The following is a 16,309-nucleotide window of genomic DNA, read 5'->3' as shown; positions in this document are numbered from 1 at the left end:
AGCCCGGGGGAAGGGCTCCTACTCGGGGCGAACGGGCTGGTTGTTCGCTTTGGGATGCGGGCGGTAGCCCGCGCTGAGCTTGTCGAAGCACCAGCGGGCGGCGAACGCGCGCTCCGATCGTGTTGAACCCCCAGGTGGAACGCGCGCTCCGCGCGCGTTGCCGGCCTCTCACACCGGCAGCGTGAACCAGAACGTCGCGCCCGCACCCGGTGCCGAGTCGACGCCGATCCGACCGCCATGGGCTTCGACCATGCGGCGCGAGATGGCGAGCCCCAGTCCGGTGCTCTTCTCGTCACCGGTGGGCTTTGCGGACAACTGAGCGAAATCGCGGAACAGCCGCGCGCGGTCTTCCTCGGTGACACCCAGCCCCTGGTCTTGCACCGCCACCCGCCAGAGTGCGTCCTGCTTTCCGGCATGCACCCGTATCAAACTCCCGGGCGGGGAGAATTTGACCGCATTGGAGAGCAAGTTATCGAGCACCTGGCGCAACCGGATCGGATCGGCATGGACGTAGCCCACCGTGTCCATGGTGAGCTCCACGCGCGTTCGCTTCGTTTCGGCGAGCCGGTTGTGGCGCTCGACGCATTCGGTCAGGAACGCATCGATGTTCAGCGCTTCCTTGTGGAGAGTCAGGCGACTCGATTCGATTTGCGCCACATCGAGCAGGTCGTTTAACCGCCGCCGCGCAACGACTTCCAGTTCCGTCCCAGGGCGGCGGCGGCGCGCAGGACGTTGCCTTGCGTCGTCGACCGTCCAAGGGTCAGGCGCACGGAACCCAGCGCATCCTGCGGCGTTACGCCCATGGCCAGAACGATTGACGATGCCGACTCGCCGCCGGCGTGGCACGCCGATCCGGTCGAGGCTGCCACCTCCCGGGTGGCCTCCAGCAGGGCGCGACCGGAAACGCCGGGAAAACGGACGTTGAGCGTATTCGGCAACCGCCGGTCAGGATGGCCGTTGAGTGCCAGCCCCGGCACTCGCGCCTCCAACTCGTTCCAGAGGCGATCGCGCAACGCCCGCAGCCGCGTCCCGAGGACGTCGAGGTCGCGGCGCGCACGTTCGCACGCGACGCCGAGGCCGACGATCGACGCGACGTTCTCCGTGCCGGGACGCAAGCCCCGTTCGTGTCCCGCGCCGAGCAGCAGCGGCGTCAGGGGCGTGCCTCGCCGGACATAAAGCGCGCCGACGCCCTTTGGCGCATAGAGCTTGTGTCCGGCCACCGACAGCAGATCGACGCCGAGACTATCGACGTCAACCGGGATCTTGCCGGCCGACTGCGCCGCGTCGGTGTGCACGACGGCCCCACACGCGCGCGCCAGCGCGGCAAGGTCCCCGACCGGCTGCACGACGCCCGTCTCGTTGTTCGCGTGCATGACCGTGAGGATGGCGACGTCGTCGCCCAGCGCCGCCGGTGCGGTATCCACCCGTACGCATCCCGTCCGGTCGACGCCGAGCCAGGTGACGCGATGGCCCTGCTGCTCCAGCCACCGGCACGGGACCGTGGTTGCGGGGTGCTCGATCGCGGTGGTCACCACATGGCGCCGGTCGGGGCGGGCGGCACACACGCCGCGAATCGCGAGATTGTTGGCTTCGGTACCGCCCGAGGTGAAGTACACCTCGTCCGCGGCACACCCGAGCAGCGCCGCGACGCGTTCCCTTGCCTGGTCGACGGCGGCGTGTGTCCGCCGCCCGAATGCGTGGGCACTCGACGGATTGCCGAAGTGCCGGCGCAGGTAGGGGAGCATGGCCTCGACAACTTCCGGCAGCAACGGCGTGGTCGCGTTGTAGTCGAGATAGATCGGCCCGCGTTTCGCCGCCCCGGCCCGTGCTGTCCGCGCCAAGATTTGCGTTCGCTTCCTGCTTCTCCCGTCGTTCATGCCTCATCGATCTCCGTTTGCGGTGGCAACGCTCGATCTGCGGTTCACCCCGATCGGACGAAAGTCTCCGGGCCCGGTCCCCGTTACCTTCTCCCGGTTTTCCCGGGCAGTCTACCCCGCCGGCGCCGCGCATGTTAACTCCGCGGTACAGCCTCCGTGCGGGGCGGATTCAGGGTAGGAGAGCGCGTCAAATGGAAGCCGGATCGCCGTTGTTCGAGAACAAGCACTTCCGCCGCGCGGCGGTGTTTCAGCCGGAGAACCTCATGCGCGAGACGCGCCGGCAGAAGGGGTTACCCGAAGGAACGATCCCGCGGCATTGCGTACTCGACCCCGACGGCGACATCGTCGCGCATCTTCTGCGCCGCGGCGAGGCGACGCGCGATCCGGCGTGGGCGTGCTATCACACCACGATGTACCGGTTCGAACGCGGGGGGCTGGCGTTCGGCATCATCGGCTGCGCGGTCGGCGGTCCGTTCGCCGTGCTGCTGGCCGAGCAGATGTTCGTTTCGGGTTGCGAACTGCTCATCAGCGTCACTTCGGCGGGCCGGATCCTGCCGGTACGCGAACCCCCGTATTTCGTCCTGATCGATAAGGCGCTGCGCGACGAGGGCACGAGCCACCACTACCTGCCCGCGGCGCGCTATGTGGAACTGCTGCCGGAAGTATCGGCGCGTCTCGCCGGGGCCGTCAAACGCTGTACGCCGCCGGTGACTCGCGGGGCGGCTTGGACCACCGACGCGCCGTACCGGGAGACCGACCTGGCGATCGCCGCCGCGCGGGCCGAGGGCGTACTGGCGGTGGAGATGGAGGCGGCGTCGCTGTACGCCTTTGCCCACGCCAGGCGCAAGCCTGTGATCTGCTTCGCGCACATCACCAACACGATGGGAGTGGTGGCCGGCGACTTCGAGAAAGGCGACGACGACGGAAGCGATGCCGCGCTCCGGGTGATCGAGACCGTGGCACTCGGTTGGGAACGGCACGGAAGAGGAGAGCTTGACGATGACGAGCGCAGCTAACGACAGTCTGGTCCTGGTTACAGGAGCCTCCGGTTTCATCGCCGGGCACTGCGTACGCGAGTTGATCGAGCACGGCTACAGGGTGCGGGGCACCGTGCGTAACCTGAACGCTCCCGAGAAGACGGCGCATCTGCGCACGCTGGCGGAACGTACCGGCGGTTCGCTCGACCTTGTGGAGGCCGATCTCGGCAGCGATGCCGGATGGAAGGACGCGGTGGCGGGGTGCACCTACGTTCAACACGTCGCCTCGCCGTTCCCGCCCGCCGCGCCCAGGGACGAGATGGACTTGATCCGTCCCGCGGTCGACGGCACGAAGCGGGTGCTGAGCGCCTGTGCCGAGAGCGGCACGGTGAAGCGGGTCGTGCTCACGTCGTCGGTGGCCGCCGTCGCTTCCGGACACGATCCCGGCGAACGCAAAGTTCGCACCGAGGCGGACTGGTCCAACCCCGATCGCTCTCCTCCTTACCCGAAAAGCAAGACCCTGGCGGAACGTGCCGCCTGGGCATTCGTGCAGACCCTGCCTCCGAACCGGCGCTTCGAGCTGGCCGTGATCAATCCCGGCTTCGTGTTGGGCCCGGTGATGAACGACGACGCCGGGACGTCGAACGAGGTCATCCGCAAGCTGCTGCGGCGGGAGATGCCGGCCTGTCCGCACATCGGCTTCGCGCCGGTAGACGTGCGCGACATCGCCATCGCGCACCGGCTGGCCATGGAGCAGCCGCATGCGGCGGGCAACCGGTACATCTGCGCCGGCGACCATGTGTGGATCGAGGACATGGCGAAGGTGCTTGCGGCCGAGTTCAATCCGCAGGGCTATCGTGTTCCAACCGGCCGTTTGCCGTACTGGCTCATGTGGATCATTGCGCGGTTCGACAAGACGGTTCGTTTGGCGCTCGATTACGTCGATCGCGAGGAGGCGGTGAGCTCCGCGAAGGCCCAGCGCGAGCTGGGTTGGTCGATGCGTCCTTTGCACGAGTCGGTCGTCGATACCGGGCACAGCTTGATCGCGCACGGGATCGTGCCGGCCCGCGGGTGAGGGAGATGGCCAGGGCCCTGAGTTCCCGGTCGGAAGTCACGGGTTCGAACGGCGCGGAGCCGGGGACGCCGCATCGGGTCGGCAATTGGACTTGTCGCCGTGTGGGGGTGTGTTAGACATCGCGGTGCCATGCCCGACACGTGGATTACCAACATCAATCACTTCTTGGAGGCGGGTCGGCTGCACCCCGAGCTACCCGGGCCGGCGCGTAAACTTGCCGATCACCTCGGCGCTATCATCGTCGCCGTGACAAGCGTGCCGCCCGACGATCCGCTCGGCGTGCCGTGCCGTCGCCGGCCGAACCGCCGGCCCTGCGCTGGAGAGGTGGAGGCGTTCATCGACCCCGAGTCGCACCGTATCCACTGGGCCTGTCTGGTCTGCGGCGACAACGGCGTGATCTCGAACTGGGAACGCACTGTCTGGGACTGCCGCGACGCCGAGGCGCATACGCGCCACTAGCGGGAAGCCGAGAAGCGTCGGCCGGGCGCAAATCCCTGCTGCAAGAACGGGGTCGGGTCCCGGCGGCGCCGTGCCCCGACATGAATGAGGCGCGCTATGACGGGCGGCCCGGAGGGCGATCGCCGGCGATCCATCCGCCTGAAGGGATACGATTACCAACAGCAGGGGGGCTATTTCATTACCATCTGCACGCAGAACCGCGCCTTCCTATTCGGTGACGTGGTGAATGGGGACATGCGGTTGAACGACGCGGGACGGTTGATCCAATCGGTATGGAATGACATGCCGACATTCTATCGCGGCGTGGAAACCGACGAATTCGTTGTCATGCCCAATCATGTCCACGGCATCATCGTCCTCGTACGGGCGACCCCCCGTGGTCGCCCGGATGGGCGCGACGATGCGGTAGGGGCGACCCCCCGTGGTCGCCCGGATGGGCGCGATGCGGTAGGGGCGACCCCCCGTGGTCGCCCGGACGGGCGCGATGCGGTAGGGGCGACCCCCCGTGGTCGCCCGGATGGGCGTGACGATGCGGTAGGGGCGACCCCCCGTGGTCGCCCGGACGGGCGCGATGCGGGGCAGGCACGGGGGCCTGCCCCTACGATGTCGTTGGGGGACGTGGTGCATCGGTTCAAGACCATGACCACCAGACGGTATGCGGACGCGGTCAAACAATCCGGGTGGCCGGCGTTCGCGGGACGGTTGTGGCAGCGCAACTACTACGAACACATCATTCGCAACGAGGAATCGCTGAACCGTATACGGCGATACATCCTCGACAATCCCGCGCGGTGGGCATCCGACCGTGAGAATCCGCAGGCCACCTCGCCCGAACCGGAGCAGCCGTAGGCGCCACGCCCATTGGCGTGTACGGCAGTCAGCGCCGGCGGCGAATCGCCTTCGTCGTCGGGAACCCGAGCATGCCGTTGTGGGCAAAGACGTAGGCGTTGGTGCGGAGTGGATCGCCGGTGACTGCGATCATAAGGTCCTCGGGCCGTTGCGTGATGGGTACGAGACGGTCGGGGTCGGTGGACGCCGCGAACAGCGCCCGCGGCGCCATGCCGAGATTGGCGACGTCCTGCAGCGTTCGCCGTCCCGGGACGATGTTCGTCCACTCGCCCAGGTAGCGCTCGAACTTCCACGCCGGCATGCGCGCGAGCTCCCACAGGCGGCGTTTGAGATCGGCCTTACTCCAGCCGCCGTTGGCGATGGTTTCTGCCAGGACCGGGGTCAGCAGCAGGAGCGGGCGCAGTGAACCCTGTCCGACCGTGAAGCACACCTGCCACGCGGTCATCCGGGTGAGGGCGTCGGCGAGGTATGGCGCCATGCGCTCGGGCGTGTCGCCGAACACCGACAGGACGACATCGCCGCCGGTGTAGCGCGCGACCGTGACGGCGTCCGTTCCCGGCGGCAGGCCCTGATCGCCGGCGATGTTGGGCCACCCGATCCGTTCGAGCACCGACTCGTTTTCCGCCAGCACGACGCGCCAGGTGTTGCCGTACGTACCCTTGTCGTTCTCGTGCAGCAGGAATCCGGCGACGTTGCGCAAATAGAGGCGCCAGAAGCGGCCGACAGTGGTGTTTGACTGAAAGCCGTCGCGCAGCGCTCCCTGCTCATGGTTAAACCCGAGTTCGCGTACGATCGGGCCGTTCAGGACGATGAGGGTTTCCGAGCCGGGCGTGTTGCCGCTGTGTTCGACGCCGTAGCCGGGGTCGACCATGGCCTCGGCGAGGGCGACGAGAATCGGCATGTATGCGGGCCTGCAACCGGCCATGACACCGTTGACGGCGACGTTCCACACGGTCGCCGCGCGGTTGTCCGGCAGCACCGAACCGATGACGTGATCGGGGGAGAGATCGGTGTGTTCGAGGAAGGCGGCAATCTTGTCTTGCGTCGGCGGTACGATCGGCAGGCCGTCGGACCAGCGTTGCTCGCAGAAGAGTCGGTTAACCTCCTCGAAGGTGCCCTCGAAAACTATGTCCAGCGGATCGGGTTCCGGGGCTACGCCAGCGGTGGCCGCTGCCCGGGTCAGGTTTTCGATGACTGCCGGCAGGGTGACATCCACGACGTTGCGAGCAAGGACTTCCACGCTCTGCGTGTCGACGTGGCCGGGAACTCTGGCGATCGGGAGGTTGGGCAGGCCGAGGCCGGTGGCGGTGCTGGCAGCCTGGCCGAGGAATCCTTCGCACACGAGCGAGACGGTCGGGTAGCCGGCGAGCTCCGCAGTTGCGCTGGCCCGCAGCACGGCGGGCGTACAGCTTCCTCAACAACCCATGCCGGAGATTATCGCGTGCGCTCCGAGCCGGGCGAGCTTGGCGGGCAATTCGGCGAGCACCTGACGCTCCTGGTCGCCGTGTGTGGAGCCGAACTCTTCGTAGGAGAAGAACGTCATGCCGGGAAAACGCTCCCGCAGTCCCGCTTCGAGGAGCGGAAAGATCTCGTCGCCGCGGAAAAGGTAATCCCACACGAAGGCGATCTTCTTGCCGGCCAGCGTATCGAGCCGTGCCGCGAGCGGTTGGGGTTCTACTGTCTTTGCGGCCCGCGGCCAGACGACGGCGTATGTCATGAAGATGTCCTCCGGGAGGTGAAGTCGAAGGTTCGGCAACTCAGGTCGGACGTCTGCTACCAGTGCACGCCGCGCACCAGGTTGGCGACGGCCAGTTGTTCGGCCGAGGCCCGTTCCGCGGGGTCGGCCTGACCCTTCGCGGCGGCGGATTCCGGGAAGACGTTGTAGGCCATGTGCAGCAGTTGGTCCATGAGCCTGGGTGCCAGGGCGTACAGGACTTCGCCGAAGGTACCCGCTTTGGTGTTGATCTGTTTTGGCTTCGTGCGGATGGCCTCGCAGATCATGTCGGCGGCCTCCTCCGGCGTAGCGGCCGGGAAGCTGTCGTAGAGCCTGGTCGGAGCGATCATCGGGGTGCGCACGAGCGGCATGTGAATAGTGGTGAAGGTGACATGGTCGCCGAGCACCTCGCTGGAGACCACGCGCGTGAACGCGTCGAGAGCCGCCTTCGAGGCGATATAGGCGGAAAAGCGCGGCGCGTTGATCTGCACGCCGATGGACGAGATGTTGACGATGTGTCCGGCGTGGCGGGCCTGCATGTGGGGCAGCAGGCCGAGGATCAAGCGAATGGCGCCGAAGTAGTTGAGCTGCATGGTGCGCTCGAAATCGTGAAACCGGTCCTGGTCCAGGGTGACCTTAACCGAGCGCCGGATCGAGCGGCCGGCGTTGTTGACGAGCACGTCGACGGTGGCGTGCTCGGCGAGCACACGAGCGATCAGTGCGTCGATCGATTCGGAAACCGCGAGGTCGGCGGTGTAGACATGTGCGGTACCGCCGCGCGCTTCGATATCGCGGCGGACTTCTTCGAGCTTGTCGGCGCTGCGGGCGACCAGTAACGGGATGCCGCCGGCCGCCGCTATCTTGAGGGCGGCCGCGCGCCCGATGCCCGACGACGCGCCGGTGATCAGTACGGTCTTGCCGCGCACCGCCGCGCTCAGCGACCGGTCTTTGTGGAGGTCAGGGTCGAGCTTGCGTTCCCAGTAGTCCCAGATCGCGGCGGCGTAGTCGTCGAGTTCGGGCACCGCGATGCCGCTTTCGGCCAGCGCCCGCTCGGTGTCGCGCGTGTCGAACTGCGCGGTGAAGCCGACGTGCCCGACGACTTCTTCGGGGATGCCATAGTCGGCAAGGAAGCGGCGCCGCATACCCCTCAGCGCCGGCAGTTGCATGAGCATCGACAGCACGCCTTTCGGCAGAGCGTCGGTGAACCGCTTGTCGATGCGGATGGCCATTTGCGGTGCATGGCCGGCGCGCGCGAAGGTGTTGAGGACCTCGCCGGAGCGCTGGCCGCGCGGGTGGCAGAGATGGAACGTCTGGCCGTCCAGTCCGTCGACGTGGGCGATGTGGTCCATCGCATCCGCGACGAAGTCGACCGGAACGATGTTGGTGTAGCCGAGCTCCGGGCCGATGAGCGGAAGCCAGGGCGGCAACGCGGCGCGGAGTCTCTGGATGGCTTTGAAGAAGTAGTACGGCCCGTCGATCTTGTCCATTTCGCCGGTGCGCGAATGGCCGATGACAACGGCAGGGCGGTAGATGCGAAGGGGTACGGCTGCCTGCTCGCGGGCGATGCGTTCGGACTCGAACTTAGTGCGGTGATACGGGGTGGGAAGGGATTGCCCTTCGTCGAACATGTCCTCGCGGAAGAGACCGCGGTATTGGCCGGCGACGGCGACCGAGGAGACGTGATGGAGGCAGCGCGCTTGCAGAGCGTTGGCGAGCTGCACGGCGTGATGCGTGCCGGCGACGTTCAGGAGGTCGTTCTGCTCTGCCGGGGCGGTGAGGTCGTACAGAGCGGCGAGGTGGAAGAAGTGCGCGACGTTGCCGCGCAGGGCCGCGATCTGTGCGTCGTCGAGGCCGAGCCGGGGCTCACGCAGATCGCCGCGCACCTTGTGTACGCGAGCGGCGGTCCCGGGGTGTTCGCGGTCCCACCCGGCGATGAGAGCGTCGAGCCGCGCGGCCGAGCCTTCGCGGACGAGAAGATACACGTCTCCGCCACGCGCGAGCAGGCGCGAGACCAGATGGCGGCCGATGAACCCCGTGGCACCCGTGACGAAGTAGCTCATGTGTTCCTCCTGCAAGCGGTGTCTGGGTGCTTACTACAACCGGTCGTCGTGCCCAAGCCGCGGATGCACGGCGCGGCTTGCTCCGGCGGTGCCGTTCTGCTGAATGTCCCGTCATGAAGCGACACCATAAAATATTGATAGGTATTGGCCTGCTCCTGTTCCTGGCCGGCTGGCTGGCATGGGGCGTTGCGCTTACGGAAAGCGAGATGCCCGAACAGCCGGAGGCGGGGCAGGCGGAGTGACGGCGACCTCCCCGCGGGGGGTGTCCCCATCCGCTGCGGCGGGCACCCCTACGGGCGTTCGCCACGGGGTGGTGGCGTTCACGTTGGCGCTGGTCGGGATCGCCTATCTCGACCGGGTTTGCATTGCTGTGGCGGCGCCGGCGATGAAGGCCGATCTCGGGCTCAGCGACACGCAGATGGGGTTGGTGTTTAGCGCTTTCACCCTCGCGTACGCGGCGTTCGAGATTCCCGGCGGATGGTTCGCCGACCGGTTCGGCGCACGGGTTGCGCTGACGCGCATCGTTGTGTGGTGGTCGGTGATGACGGCAGCGACCGGCTTGGCCACCGGGTTCGTCTCGTTGTTCATGCTCCGGCTGCTGTTCGGCATGGGGGAGGCGGGTACGTTCCCGGCGACCACCCGAGTGTACGGGCGCTGGTTGCCGCCGGCGCAGCGCGGCCGGGTGTTCGGCGCGGTGATCATGACCGGGGCGCTGACCGGGGCGGTGACACAGCCGCTGGTTGTCACGCTTCTGAGTGTCGTCACGTGGCCGCACGTGTTTGCGCTTTTCGGCGCTGTGGGTATCGGGTGGGCGGTCGCGTGGTGGAGGTGGTTTCGGGACGACCCGCACGATCACCCGGGGGTGAACGCGGCCGAGCGCCGTTTGCTCGAGCCGATGCGCGGGGTACGGGTGGCACGGCACGACGCCGTGCCGTGGCGGTCGCTGGTGCGCAGCCGTTCGCTGCTGATGCTGTGCGCGATGTACGGCGGGGCGATCTACGGCTGGTATTTCTATCTGACGTGGTTGCCGACGTATCTGTTGCGGGCGCGGGGGTTTGACCTGCGGCAGGCGGGGTGGTTGGCGGCGCTGCCGTTGCTGGCGATTGCCGTGGGGGTGTTTACCGGGGGGTGGATCAGCGACGCGTTGACGGCGCGGCGCGGGTCGCGGGTGGGGCGGCGCACGCCCGGACTCGTCGGCCTGCCCCTGGCGGCGGCGGCGATCGTTGGCGCGGTGGCGACGTCCGATCCGCTGGTATCGGCCATCCTGCTGGCGGCGGCCGCCGGGCTGGCGGCGCTGGGAGTATCGCCGGCGTGGGCGGTGTGCCTGGAGATCGGCGGTGCGCACGCCGGGGTGGTCAGCGGCACCATGAACATGTTCGGCAACCTCGGCGGCGCGTTGAGCCCGGTGCTGGTGGGTGTCGGCGTGGACCGTTGGCAGTCCTGGGAGGCGCCGTTGCTGACGCTCGCATTAGGGTACATAGTCGCCGCGGCGTGCTGGGTGGGGGTCGACCCCGGGCAGCCGATCGCGCTGCCGGGCGACGCACATCCGGAGGCAGCGCGGCTTCGGGAAGGCGACGTTCGCAGTTGAGGGAGGCCGGGGGGGCGGCCAATGCCGCCCCCGCCTCGGTTCTAGCGGTGGAGGAACTAATCGCCCTCGTACTTGAAGGACACCTTCACCTTGGTACGGTAGGTGGTCACCTTGCCGTCATCGATCGTCATGTCGAGTTCGGCGACTTCGGCGACGCGGAGGTCGCGCAGCGATTTCGAGGCCCGTTCGACCGCGGCCTTCGCTGCCTTCTCCCATGACTCCGAGCTTGTTCCGACGAGCTCAATCACCTTGTAAACGCTTTCCGCCATGGACTCCTCCTTGTAGGCTGTGGTGAGAGGTTCTTGACAGCAAGCGGAGCACTTCGTCAAGACGGTCCAGTCCGGGTTGCGAACGACGAGAGGATGATGGCGATGGCGACGGCGAAGACGGGGGTGCGTCGCGGGTCGCGCACGGCGCTGGTACTTTCGGGCGGCGGCGCACGGGGAGCCTATCAGATGGGGGTGCTCCAGGGTTTGTTGGAGCAGGGCTTCGTATCCGACGACATCTCGTCTTTCGAAATCCTGGTCGGATCGAGTGCCGGTTCCATCAACGGCGCGATGCTGGCGGCTTACGCGGACCAGTTCGGCCGTGGCGTGCGGACGCTCGGTCAGATCTGGAGCAAGCTCGAAGCGCGGCATGTGTTCCGGACCGACATCGCTTCTCTCGGGCGCATCGGCGTGCGGTGGGCATGGGACCTGTCATTCGGCGGGGCAACGCGTCACGTGCAGCCGAAGTCGCTGCTGGACACGGCGCCGCTGCGCAAGTTGCTGTCGGCAAAGGTGCCGTTTAATCGGATCGACGGCAACGTCGAACGCCGGGTCTTACGTGCGCTCGCCGTCCCGGCGACGGATCTGTACACCTCGAACGGGGTGCTGTTCGTCCACGCGGCGCCAGACCTGGACCTCTGGACGCGGCGGCGGTGGTCGATCGAGCGGACACGCATTCAGGTCGATCATCTGATGGCGTCGGCGGCGATTCCGATCTTTTTCCCCTCCGTGTCGATCGATGGACGGCACTTTGGCGACGGTTCGATCCGCAACACCGCACCGTTGAGTCACGCCATCAATCTCGGCGCCGATCGCATCGTGGCCATAGCCGTCCGGGAACCCGGCCGGCCATCGGCGCCGCCGCGTCGCAGGGGGCTGGGGCCGCCACCCACGATCGCCCAGATCGCCGGCGTGATACTCGACGCGGTGATGCTGGATGCGATCGAGGTCGACGTCGAGCACAGTCAGCGGGTGAACACCAGCGTGATCGGGTGTCCGACGGGGGACAGTCATGTGCCGTTCCGGTACGTCGACGTCCTCTGGATCAGCCCCTCGCAGGATTTCAAACAACTGGCCGCGGAACTGTCGGATCATATACCCGCCGTGGTGCGCTACCTCTTGCGCGGCCTCGGTAGCGACGAGGCGGTGACCGAGCTGGCGAGTTATCTCCTTTTCGACGCGGTGTACTGCACTCGGCTCATCGAGGCGGGGCGAAACGACGTGGCGGCCGAGCGCGATCGCATCGCGGAGTTCTTCGCGAAGGCGCCGGGCGCGGCGGGCGCATCATGAGATCGGTCGGCGCGGACCTCGCTGTGCCGAGCGGGCCCGGTACAAACGTTCGGTGAAACCACCCTCGCGTTCGAAGGCGGCAGCCTGGGCGGCGAGCTGTCGATCGAGCAGGTGGCAAGCGACATTCAGCAGCGACAGCGCGGCGTTGGCCGCGAGGGTCGGGTAAGCGGGCGGCACGGCCGGAGAGGGGTCACGTGGCGTGGACCGACACGGACGAGACACGGACTGGCACGGACCGGATACGGATCGGCACAGATCCGAAGTCGCCGCGTCCGTGTCGGTCCGTGCCGGTCCGTGCCAGTCCGGACTGCAATCTCTTAACCCCTCCGTTCTTCTCCACTGCTGACGCTCTTCCCGCACCCAGCTCCGTACCTCGTCCAGCGTCGCGCAGCGCCTGGCCTTGAAGCGTTGCAGCGCCGGATGGTCCGGGGGCCATTGCGGTAGTCCTCGCTGCCGCAGGAAATCCTGGTAGTCGAGCCGTAGCTCCTCCAGGCTGGCCCGGGCGACGTTGGTCAGCTTCAGCTCCAGCTTCTTCGACGTGCCCGAGACCTGGCTGCCCTCCGCTATGTTCTGTACGCCGCTGCGCGCGGCCTGCACCATCTGATCGTGGGTTCGACTGCGCCGGCCGACGTATCGATCGCAAAACCGAACCGTCAGGTCATAGATCAACTGCGCCACCTGAAAGCTCTTGAGCGCGCGGTATCCCCCGTGTTTCGGTATCAGGCTGCTGCCGTCCGCCATCGGGGGCAGTCTGCCGTAAGTGGGCTTCGTAATAAAGCTTGAAGAGGTCCTGAACCACCACTCAGCCGCGCATGGCGGCGTCGATGGCGCCGAGGAAGGCGGCCGCCTGCGATCCGTTGGCTACCCGATGATCGAACACCAGCGTCAGGGCGGCGTACGTCGTTCCCGGCTCGAGGTCGGCGATGCCGACGATGGCGGCCTGTTGCGGGTAAGGGATGGGACGGAAACGATGCACCCCGCGACCGATCATCGAGGTGACGGTGATGGTGCCGCCGCTCAGTTGTTCGACGCCCACCCGCCGGCGCTGCGCGAGGTACTGCAAGCCGCGCAGTTCCCTGGCGATATCGGCCGGTGCCTTGGTCGCCGCGTCGCGGACCACCACGACGTATAGATCGCCCTCAACGTCGACGGCGACGCCGACGTTGACGTGCTCGAAAAGGTGCAACTGGTAGTCCGGCGTCACGAACGCATTGAAGCGCGGGTGTGCGGTGCAGGCCTGCGCCACGGCTGCGACCAGCAAGTCCACGTCGGACACGACCCGCTTCGTTTCTTGCGCCATCGCGCGGGCCCGCTCGCGTACCGGGCCGAGATCGACGCGACGCTCCAAAGCCGAGACGGGGATCGTCGTACTCTGCTCCATAACGCGGGCGACGCGCCGCTGAATCGGGCCGAGCGGTTCGAGGCTGAACGGCCCGCGCAGGTCCTGGTGGGTGGCGGCGCCGGCTCGCTGCGCGGCGGCGATGTCGATCACGTCTTGCTCGCGCACCAGACCGCGGCCCGCAAACAAGGCCAGGTCGAGGCCCAGCTCTTCGATTTTCTGTCGCGCTTTGCCGCTGAACCGCACGCTTGACGGGGCACCGGCCGCGGGCCTCGCCGTCTCGTCGGCCACCGGCAGGGGGGCGTTCGCTTCAGCAGTCAGGTACCCGAGCACGCCGCCGACCGCCACCTCGTCGCCGACCACGGCGCAGTGCCGAACGTACCCGTCGCGCTCGGCCTCCAGGGTCATGACTGCCTTGGACGTCTCGATGTCGCAGAGGGCGGTGCCCTGCTTGGTGAAGGTGCCGTCACCGACGGCCCAGCGGACGACATAGACGCTATCGGCGTTGACGATCTCGCGGGGTACGAGGATGGGATGGGCGCCGGAGGCGGCGGCGGGGCCGGCGGATGTCATCGGCGGAGCGCTCGCATAGCGGCCACCACCCGCGCGGCGTCGGGGAGGACGAGATCCTCGGCCGGTCGAGCGTTGGGGATCGGCAGGTGATGGGCGGCAACCCGGCCGCAGCGCGGCCCGCGTTCCTGCATGGACTCGACTACCCGGGCGACAAGCTCGGCACCGAACCCCCACGGGGCAGTCCCTTCTTCGACCACCAGCAACCGCCCCGTGCGGCGCACCGAGTCGACGATGGGAGCGAGGTGTAACGGCGCGAGTTGCGACGGCACGACGTACTCGGCGATTACTTCGTCTTCGTCGAAGCCGATGGCGATGGCCTCCTCGACGATATCGGTCATTGCCCCATAAGTGACGACGGTGACCTCCGCGGGAACGTCGGCGGGTCGCCATACGACCGTGGGGTAGAGCGCGTGGCGCTCGCTGTCGTGCAGGTCGAGCACCATGCCCGGCGGTGCCTCGCGGACGAGACGTTTGGCGTACAGGAGCTTCTGCTCGAGGAAGAGGACCGGCCGCGGATCTTCGAGTACGGCGCGCCGCAGGAGCGTGCCGGGATGGTGGTAGAGGCTGATGGCGACGACGACCAGGCCGGGTACGCCGAGGAACATCTTCTCGATGCTCTGACTGTGGGTCGGTCCATAGCCGCGGCGGCCGCCCACGGGGGTGCGGATCACCACCGGCGTCTCGACCCGATCGTTGTACATCCAGCGGAACTTGGCGAGGTGGTTGAGGACCTGGTCGGCGCCGAGTGCGAGGAAGTCGCCGAACATGATTTCGACCACAGGTCGGTAGCCGCGCAAACCGAGGCCGGTACCGATTCCGATGAAGCCGGCTTCGCTGATCGGCGTGGACAGGACGCGCTGCGGAAAGCGGGTCGAGAGGCCGCGGCTGACTTTGAAGGCGCCGCCGTAGGGATCGTGCAGGTCTTCACCGAGGAGGATGACCTCGTCGTTCTCGGCCATCATGGTGTGCAGTGCGGCGTTGAGGTGCTGCACGACCAGGGTCGTCGGCTCGTCGGCGGCGCCGGCGAACGCGGCCGCGGCCGGAGCCGAACCGGAGCTGCGCGCCGCGAACGCCTCGGCGTCGGCATCGGGATCGACGCCGGCATAAGGGATCGCTTCGGCCGCGGCGACCGCCGCGTCGATACGCCGCTCGGCGCCTTCCGCCAGCGGGGCGGCGACCGCCTCGCCCAGCTCGGTACGCAAGCGAAGCAGCGGGTCGCGCCGGCGGTACTCGGCGATTTCCTGCGGGTCGCGATCGTCGTCGCCCTTGCTGTGAGCGGCGAGCCGGTAGGTATCGAGCACCTGGAAGAACGGTCCCGCCCCGGCCCGTACGCGGGCGACCACCTCGCGCATATGGGCCTGCAGGGCGACCGGGTCGTCGGCCGGCCGGCGATCCGAGGGGATGCCGAAGGCGGTCGCCCGCGCCGTGACTTCTCCCGCGGTCGTGCGTTCGGTCGGTGTCGACTGCGCGTAGCGGTTGTGTTCGAGCACGAAAACGACCGGGGCCCGCCACAGGGCCGCCATGTTCAGAGCCTCGTACACGGCGCCTTCGCCGAGGGTGCCGTCGCCGAGAAAGGCAACCGTGACCGCGTCGGAGCCCCTGAACTGCTCGGCGAGGGCAACGCCGGTGGCGACCGGCAGGATCCCGCCTTGCACGCCGTTGGAGAAAAAGTTGCGTTCGTAGAGGTGCTGGCTGCCGCCGCGCCCGCCGCAGGTCCCGGACTGGCGGCCCATGATCTCGGCAATGAGCGCCTCGGGATTGTTCGAGTACATCAGGTAGTGGCCGTGGCAGCGGTGCGTGGAGAAGACGATGTCGCGAGTCAGGTCCAGCGCGCCTACGACACCGACCGCCGTGGTTTCCTGCCCGATGCAGGTATGCGTCGTGCCGAACAGCTTCCCGGCCGAGAACAGCGCCAGCAGACGCTCCTCGACGGCGCGAATGAGCAGCATCCGCTCGAGGGCCACGGTCTCGGGTGTCACGTGCGGGGTACGGTCACGGACTGCTTGGTTAGACATGGCGGCCGATGATGCTCTCCATCTGATCGAGCGACGTCAACTCGGGGACCTCTTCTGCCTCGAACATGCAACCGAAACGCTCTTCGAGGGCAACCACCAGTTCGACGTGCTTCTCGGAATCCCAGCCCTCCACCTGATCCGGCGTGACGCCGCGGGCGACGACCTCCGGCGCGAGCTTGAAGACCCCGCTGACGACGTCGATGATCCGGTTCCGCAGATCGCTCATG

General features: G+C 67.4%; 16 protein-coding genes. 6 read left to right on the top strand and 10 right to left on the bottom strand.

Features of this window, described 5'->3' with window-relative positions; translation table 11 throughout:
- Positions 1 to 168: 168 nt before the first annotated feature.
- Both L6Q96_14980 and L6Q96_14975 read right to left on the bottom strand, forming a co-directional pair.
- Positions 169 to 657 (bottom strand): ATP-binding protein, encoded by a 489-nt coding sequence (locus L6Q96_14980; protein MCK6555859.1) that lies wholly within the window; start codon positions 655 to 657, stop codon positions 169 to 171.
- Between the two features lie 14 nt (positions 658 to 671).
- A complete protein-coding gene (locus tag L6Q96_14975; GenBank protein MCK6555858.1) occupies positions 672 to 1,841 on the bottom strand; it encodes a cysteine desulfurase in 1,170 nt (389 codons plus the stop codon).
- Positions 1,842 to 2,068: 227 nt separating this feature from the next.
- On the opposite strand from L6Q96_14975, the gene L6Q96_14970 reads away from it, so the two are divergent.
- The 4 genes from L6Q96_14970 (at position 2,069) to L6Q96_14955 (ending at position 5,237) form a co-directional block, all read left to right on the top strand.
- The gene (locus L6Q96_14970; protein ID MCK6555857.1) at positions 2,069 to 2,893 is read left to right on the top strand and encodes a nucleoside phosphorylase; all 825 of its coding nucleotides are present in this window, start codon (positions 2,069 to 2,071) and stop codon (positions 2,891 to 2,893) included.
- Positions 2,877 to 3,929 (top strand): aldehyde reductase, encoded by a 1,053-nt coding sequence (locus tag L6Q96_14965; GenBank protein MCK6555856.1) that lies wholly within the window; start codon positions 2,877 to 2,879, stop codon positions 3,927 to 3,929. Before L6Q96_14970 ends, L6Q96_14965 begins: the two co-directional genes overlap by 17 nt.
- Positions 3,930 to 4,058: 129 nt before the next feature.
- Positions 4,059 to 4,388, top strand: a complete 330-nt coding sequence (locus tag L6Q96_14960; protein MCK6555855.1) for a hypothetical protein — start codon at positions 4,059 to 4,061, stop codon at positions 4,386 to 4,388.
- 96 nt (positions 4,389 to 4,484) lie between these two features.
- Entirely contained in the window at positions 4,485 to 5,237 is a 753-nt protein-coding gene (locus L6Q96_14955; GenBank protein MCK6555854.1) for a transposase, read from the top strand.
- Positions 5,238 to 5,265: 28 nt separating this feature from the next.
- On the opposite strand, the gene L6Q96_14950 is transcribed toward L6Q96_14955, so the two are convergent.
- Genes L6Q96_14950 through L6Q96_14940 form a run of 3 tightly spaced genes read right to left on the bottom strand, consistent with a single transcriptional unit; the run spans position 5,266 to position 9,011 of the window.
- A complete protein-coding gene (locus L6Q96_14950) occupies positions 5,266 to 6,633 on the bottom strand; it encodes a hypothetical protein (GenBank protein MCK6555853.1) in 1,368 nt (455 codons plus the stop codon).
- A gap of 18 nt (positions 6,634 to 6,651) precedes the next feature.
- Positions 6,652 to 6,954 carry a hypothetical protein gene (locus L6Q96_14945; GenBank protein MCK6555852.1) on the bottom strand — a complete coding sequence of 101 codons (303 nt, stop codon included), beginning with the start codon at positions 6,952 to 6,954 and terminating at the stop codon, positions 6,652 to 6,654.
- Between the two features lie 56 nt (positions 6,955 to 7,010).
- Entirely contained in the window at positions 7,011 to 9,011 is a 2,001-nt protein-coding gene (locus L6Q96_14940) for an SDR family oxidoreductase (GenBank protein ID MCK6555851.1), read from the bottom strand.
- A 238-nt stretch (positions 9,012 to 9,249) separates the two neighbouring features.
- Between L6Q96_14940 and L6Q96_14935 the strand changes: the two genes are divergently transcribed.
- Positions 9,250 to 10,599: an MFS transporter gene (locus tag L6Q96_14935; GenBank protein MCK6555850.1), complete on the top strand. Its 1,350-nt coding sequence runs from the start codon at positions 9,250 to 9,252 to the stop codon at positions 10,597 to 10,599.
- 56 nt (positions 10,600 to 10,655) lie between these two features.
- Here the strand turns inward: L6Q96_14935 and L6Q96_14930 are convergent, their stop codons facing one another.
- Positions 10,656 to 10,868 (bottom strand): dodecin family protein, encoded by a 213-nt coding sequence (locus L6Q96_14930; GenBank protein MCK6555849.1) that lies wholly within the window; start codon positions 10,866 to 10,868, stop codon positions 10,656 to 10,658.
- A gap of 102 nt (positions 10,869 to 10,970) precedes the next feature.
- Here L6Q96_14930 and L6Q96_14925 point away from each other — a divergent pair, with 102 nt between their 5' ends.
- Entirely contained in the window at positions 10,971 to 12,155 is a 1,185-nt protein-coding gene (locus tag L6Q96_14925) for a patatin-like phospholipase family protein (protein MCK6555848.1), read from the top strand.
- Here the strand turns inward: L6Q96_14925 and L6Q96_14920 are convergent.
- The 4 genes from L6Q96_14920 to L6Q96_14905 form a co-directional block, all read right to left on the bottom strand.
- On the bottom strand, positions 12,150 to 12,896 hold the full coding sequence (locus tag L6Q96_14920) for a four helix bundle suffix domain-containing protein (protein MCK6555847.1): 747 nt from the start codon (positions 12,894 to 12,896) through the stop codon (positions 12,150 to 12,152). The two genes, L6Q96_14925 and L6Q96_14920, sit on opposite strands and share 6 nt — an antisense overlap.
- A 61-nt stretch (positions 12,897 to 12,957) precedes the next feature.
- Positions 12,958 to 14,067 carry a 2-oxo acid dehydrogenase subunit E2 gene (locus L6Q96_14915; GenBank protein ID MCK6555846.1) on the bottom strand — a complete coding sequence of 370 codons (1,110 nt, stop codon included), beginning with the start codon at positions 14,065 to 14,067 and terminating at the stop codon, positions 12,958 to 12,960.
- A complete protein-coding gene (locus L6Q96_14910; GenBank protein ID MCK6555845.1) occupies positions 14,064 to 16,082 on the bottom strand; it encodes a thiamine pyrophosphate-dependent enzyme in 2,019 nt (672 codons plus the stop codon). The genes L6Q96_14915 and L6Q96_14910 overlap by 4 nt, the downstream gene beginning before the upstream one ends.
- Positions 16,075 to 16,308, bottom strand: coding sequence for an acyl carrier protein (locus L6Q96_14905; protein ID MCK6555844.1), 234 nt, complete (start codon positions 16,306 to 16,308; stop codon positions 16,075 to 16,077). Before L6Q96_14905 ends, L6Q96_14910 begins: the two co-directional genes overlap by 8 nt.
- Position 16,309: the final 1 nt, after the last annotated feature.

Source organism: Candidatus Binatia bacterium (assembly GCA_023150935.1).
Taxonomy (GTDB): Bacteria; Desulfobacterota; Binatia; order HRBIN30; family HRBIN30; genus JAKLJW01.
The sequence above is the reverse complement of the archived record's forward strand: the minus strand, read 5'-3'. Positions and strand labels throughout refer to the sequence as shown.

Excerpts from the sequence above, each read along its gene's own strand:
- L6Q96_14930 (MCK6555849.1), bottom strand. The coding sequence starts at position 10,868 with ATGGCGGAAAGCGTTTACAAGGTGATTGAGCTCGTCGGAACAAGCTCG.
- L6Q96_14910 (MCK6555845.1), bottom strand. The coding sequence starts at position 16,082 with ATGTCTAACCAAGCAGTCCGTGACCGTACCCCGCACGTGACACCCGAG.
- L6Q96_14960 (MCK6555855.1), top strand. The coding sequence starts at position 4,059 with ATGCCCGACACGTGGATTACCAACATCAATCACTTCTTGGAGGCGGGT.
- L6Q96_14970 (MCK6555857.1), top strand. The coding sequence starts at position 2,069 with ATGGAAGCCGGATCGCCGTTGTTCGAGAACAAGCACTTCCGCCGCGCG.
- L6Q96_14945 (MCK6555852.1), bottom strand. The coding sequence starts at position 6,954 with ATGACATACGCCGTCGTCTGGCCGCGGGCCGCAAAGACAGTAGAACCC.
- L6Q96_14915 (MCK6555846.1), bottom strand. The coding sequence starts at position 14,067 with ATGACATCCGCCGGCCCCGCCGCCGCCTCCGGCGCCCATCCCATCCTC.
- L6Q96_14905 (MCK6555844.1), bottom strand. The coding sequence starts at position 16,308 with ATGAGCGATCTGCGGAACCGGATCATCGACGTCGTCAGCGGGGTCTTC.
- L6Q96_14920 (MCK6555847.1), bottom strand. The coding sequence starts at position 12,896 with ATGGCGGACGGCAGCAGCCTGATACCGAAACACGGGGGATACCGCGCG.
- L6Q96_14940 (MCK6555851.1), bottom strand. The coding sequence starts at position 9,011 with ATGAGCTACTTCGTCACGGGTGCCACGGGGTTCATCGGCCGCCATCTG.
- L6Q96_14925 (MCK6555848.1), top strand. The coding sequence starts at position 10,971 with ATGGCGACGGCGAAGACGGGGGTGCGTCGCGGGTCGCGCACGGCGCTG.
- L6Q96_14955 (MCK6555854.1), top strand. The coding sequence starts at position 4,485 with ATGACGGGCGGCCCGGAGGGCGATCGCCGGCGATCCATCCGCCTGAAG.
- L6Q96_14965 (MCK6555856.1), top strand. The coding sequence starts at position 2,877 with ATGACGAGCGCAGCTAACGACAGTCTGGTCCTGGTTACAGGAGCCTCC.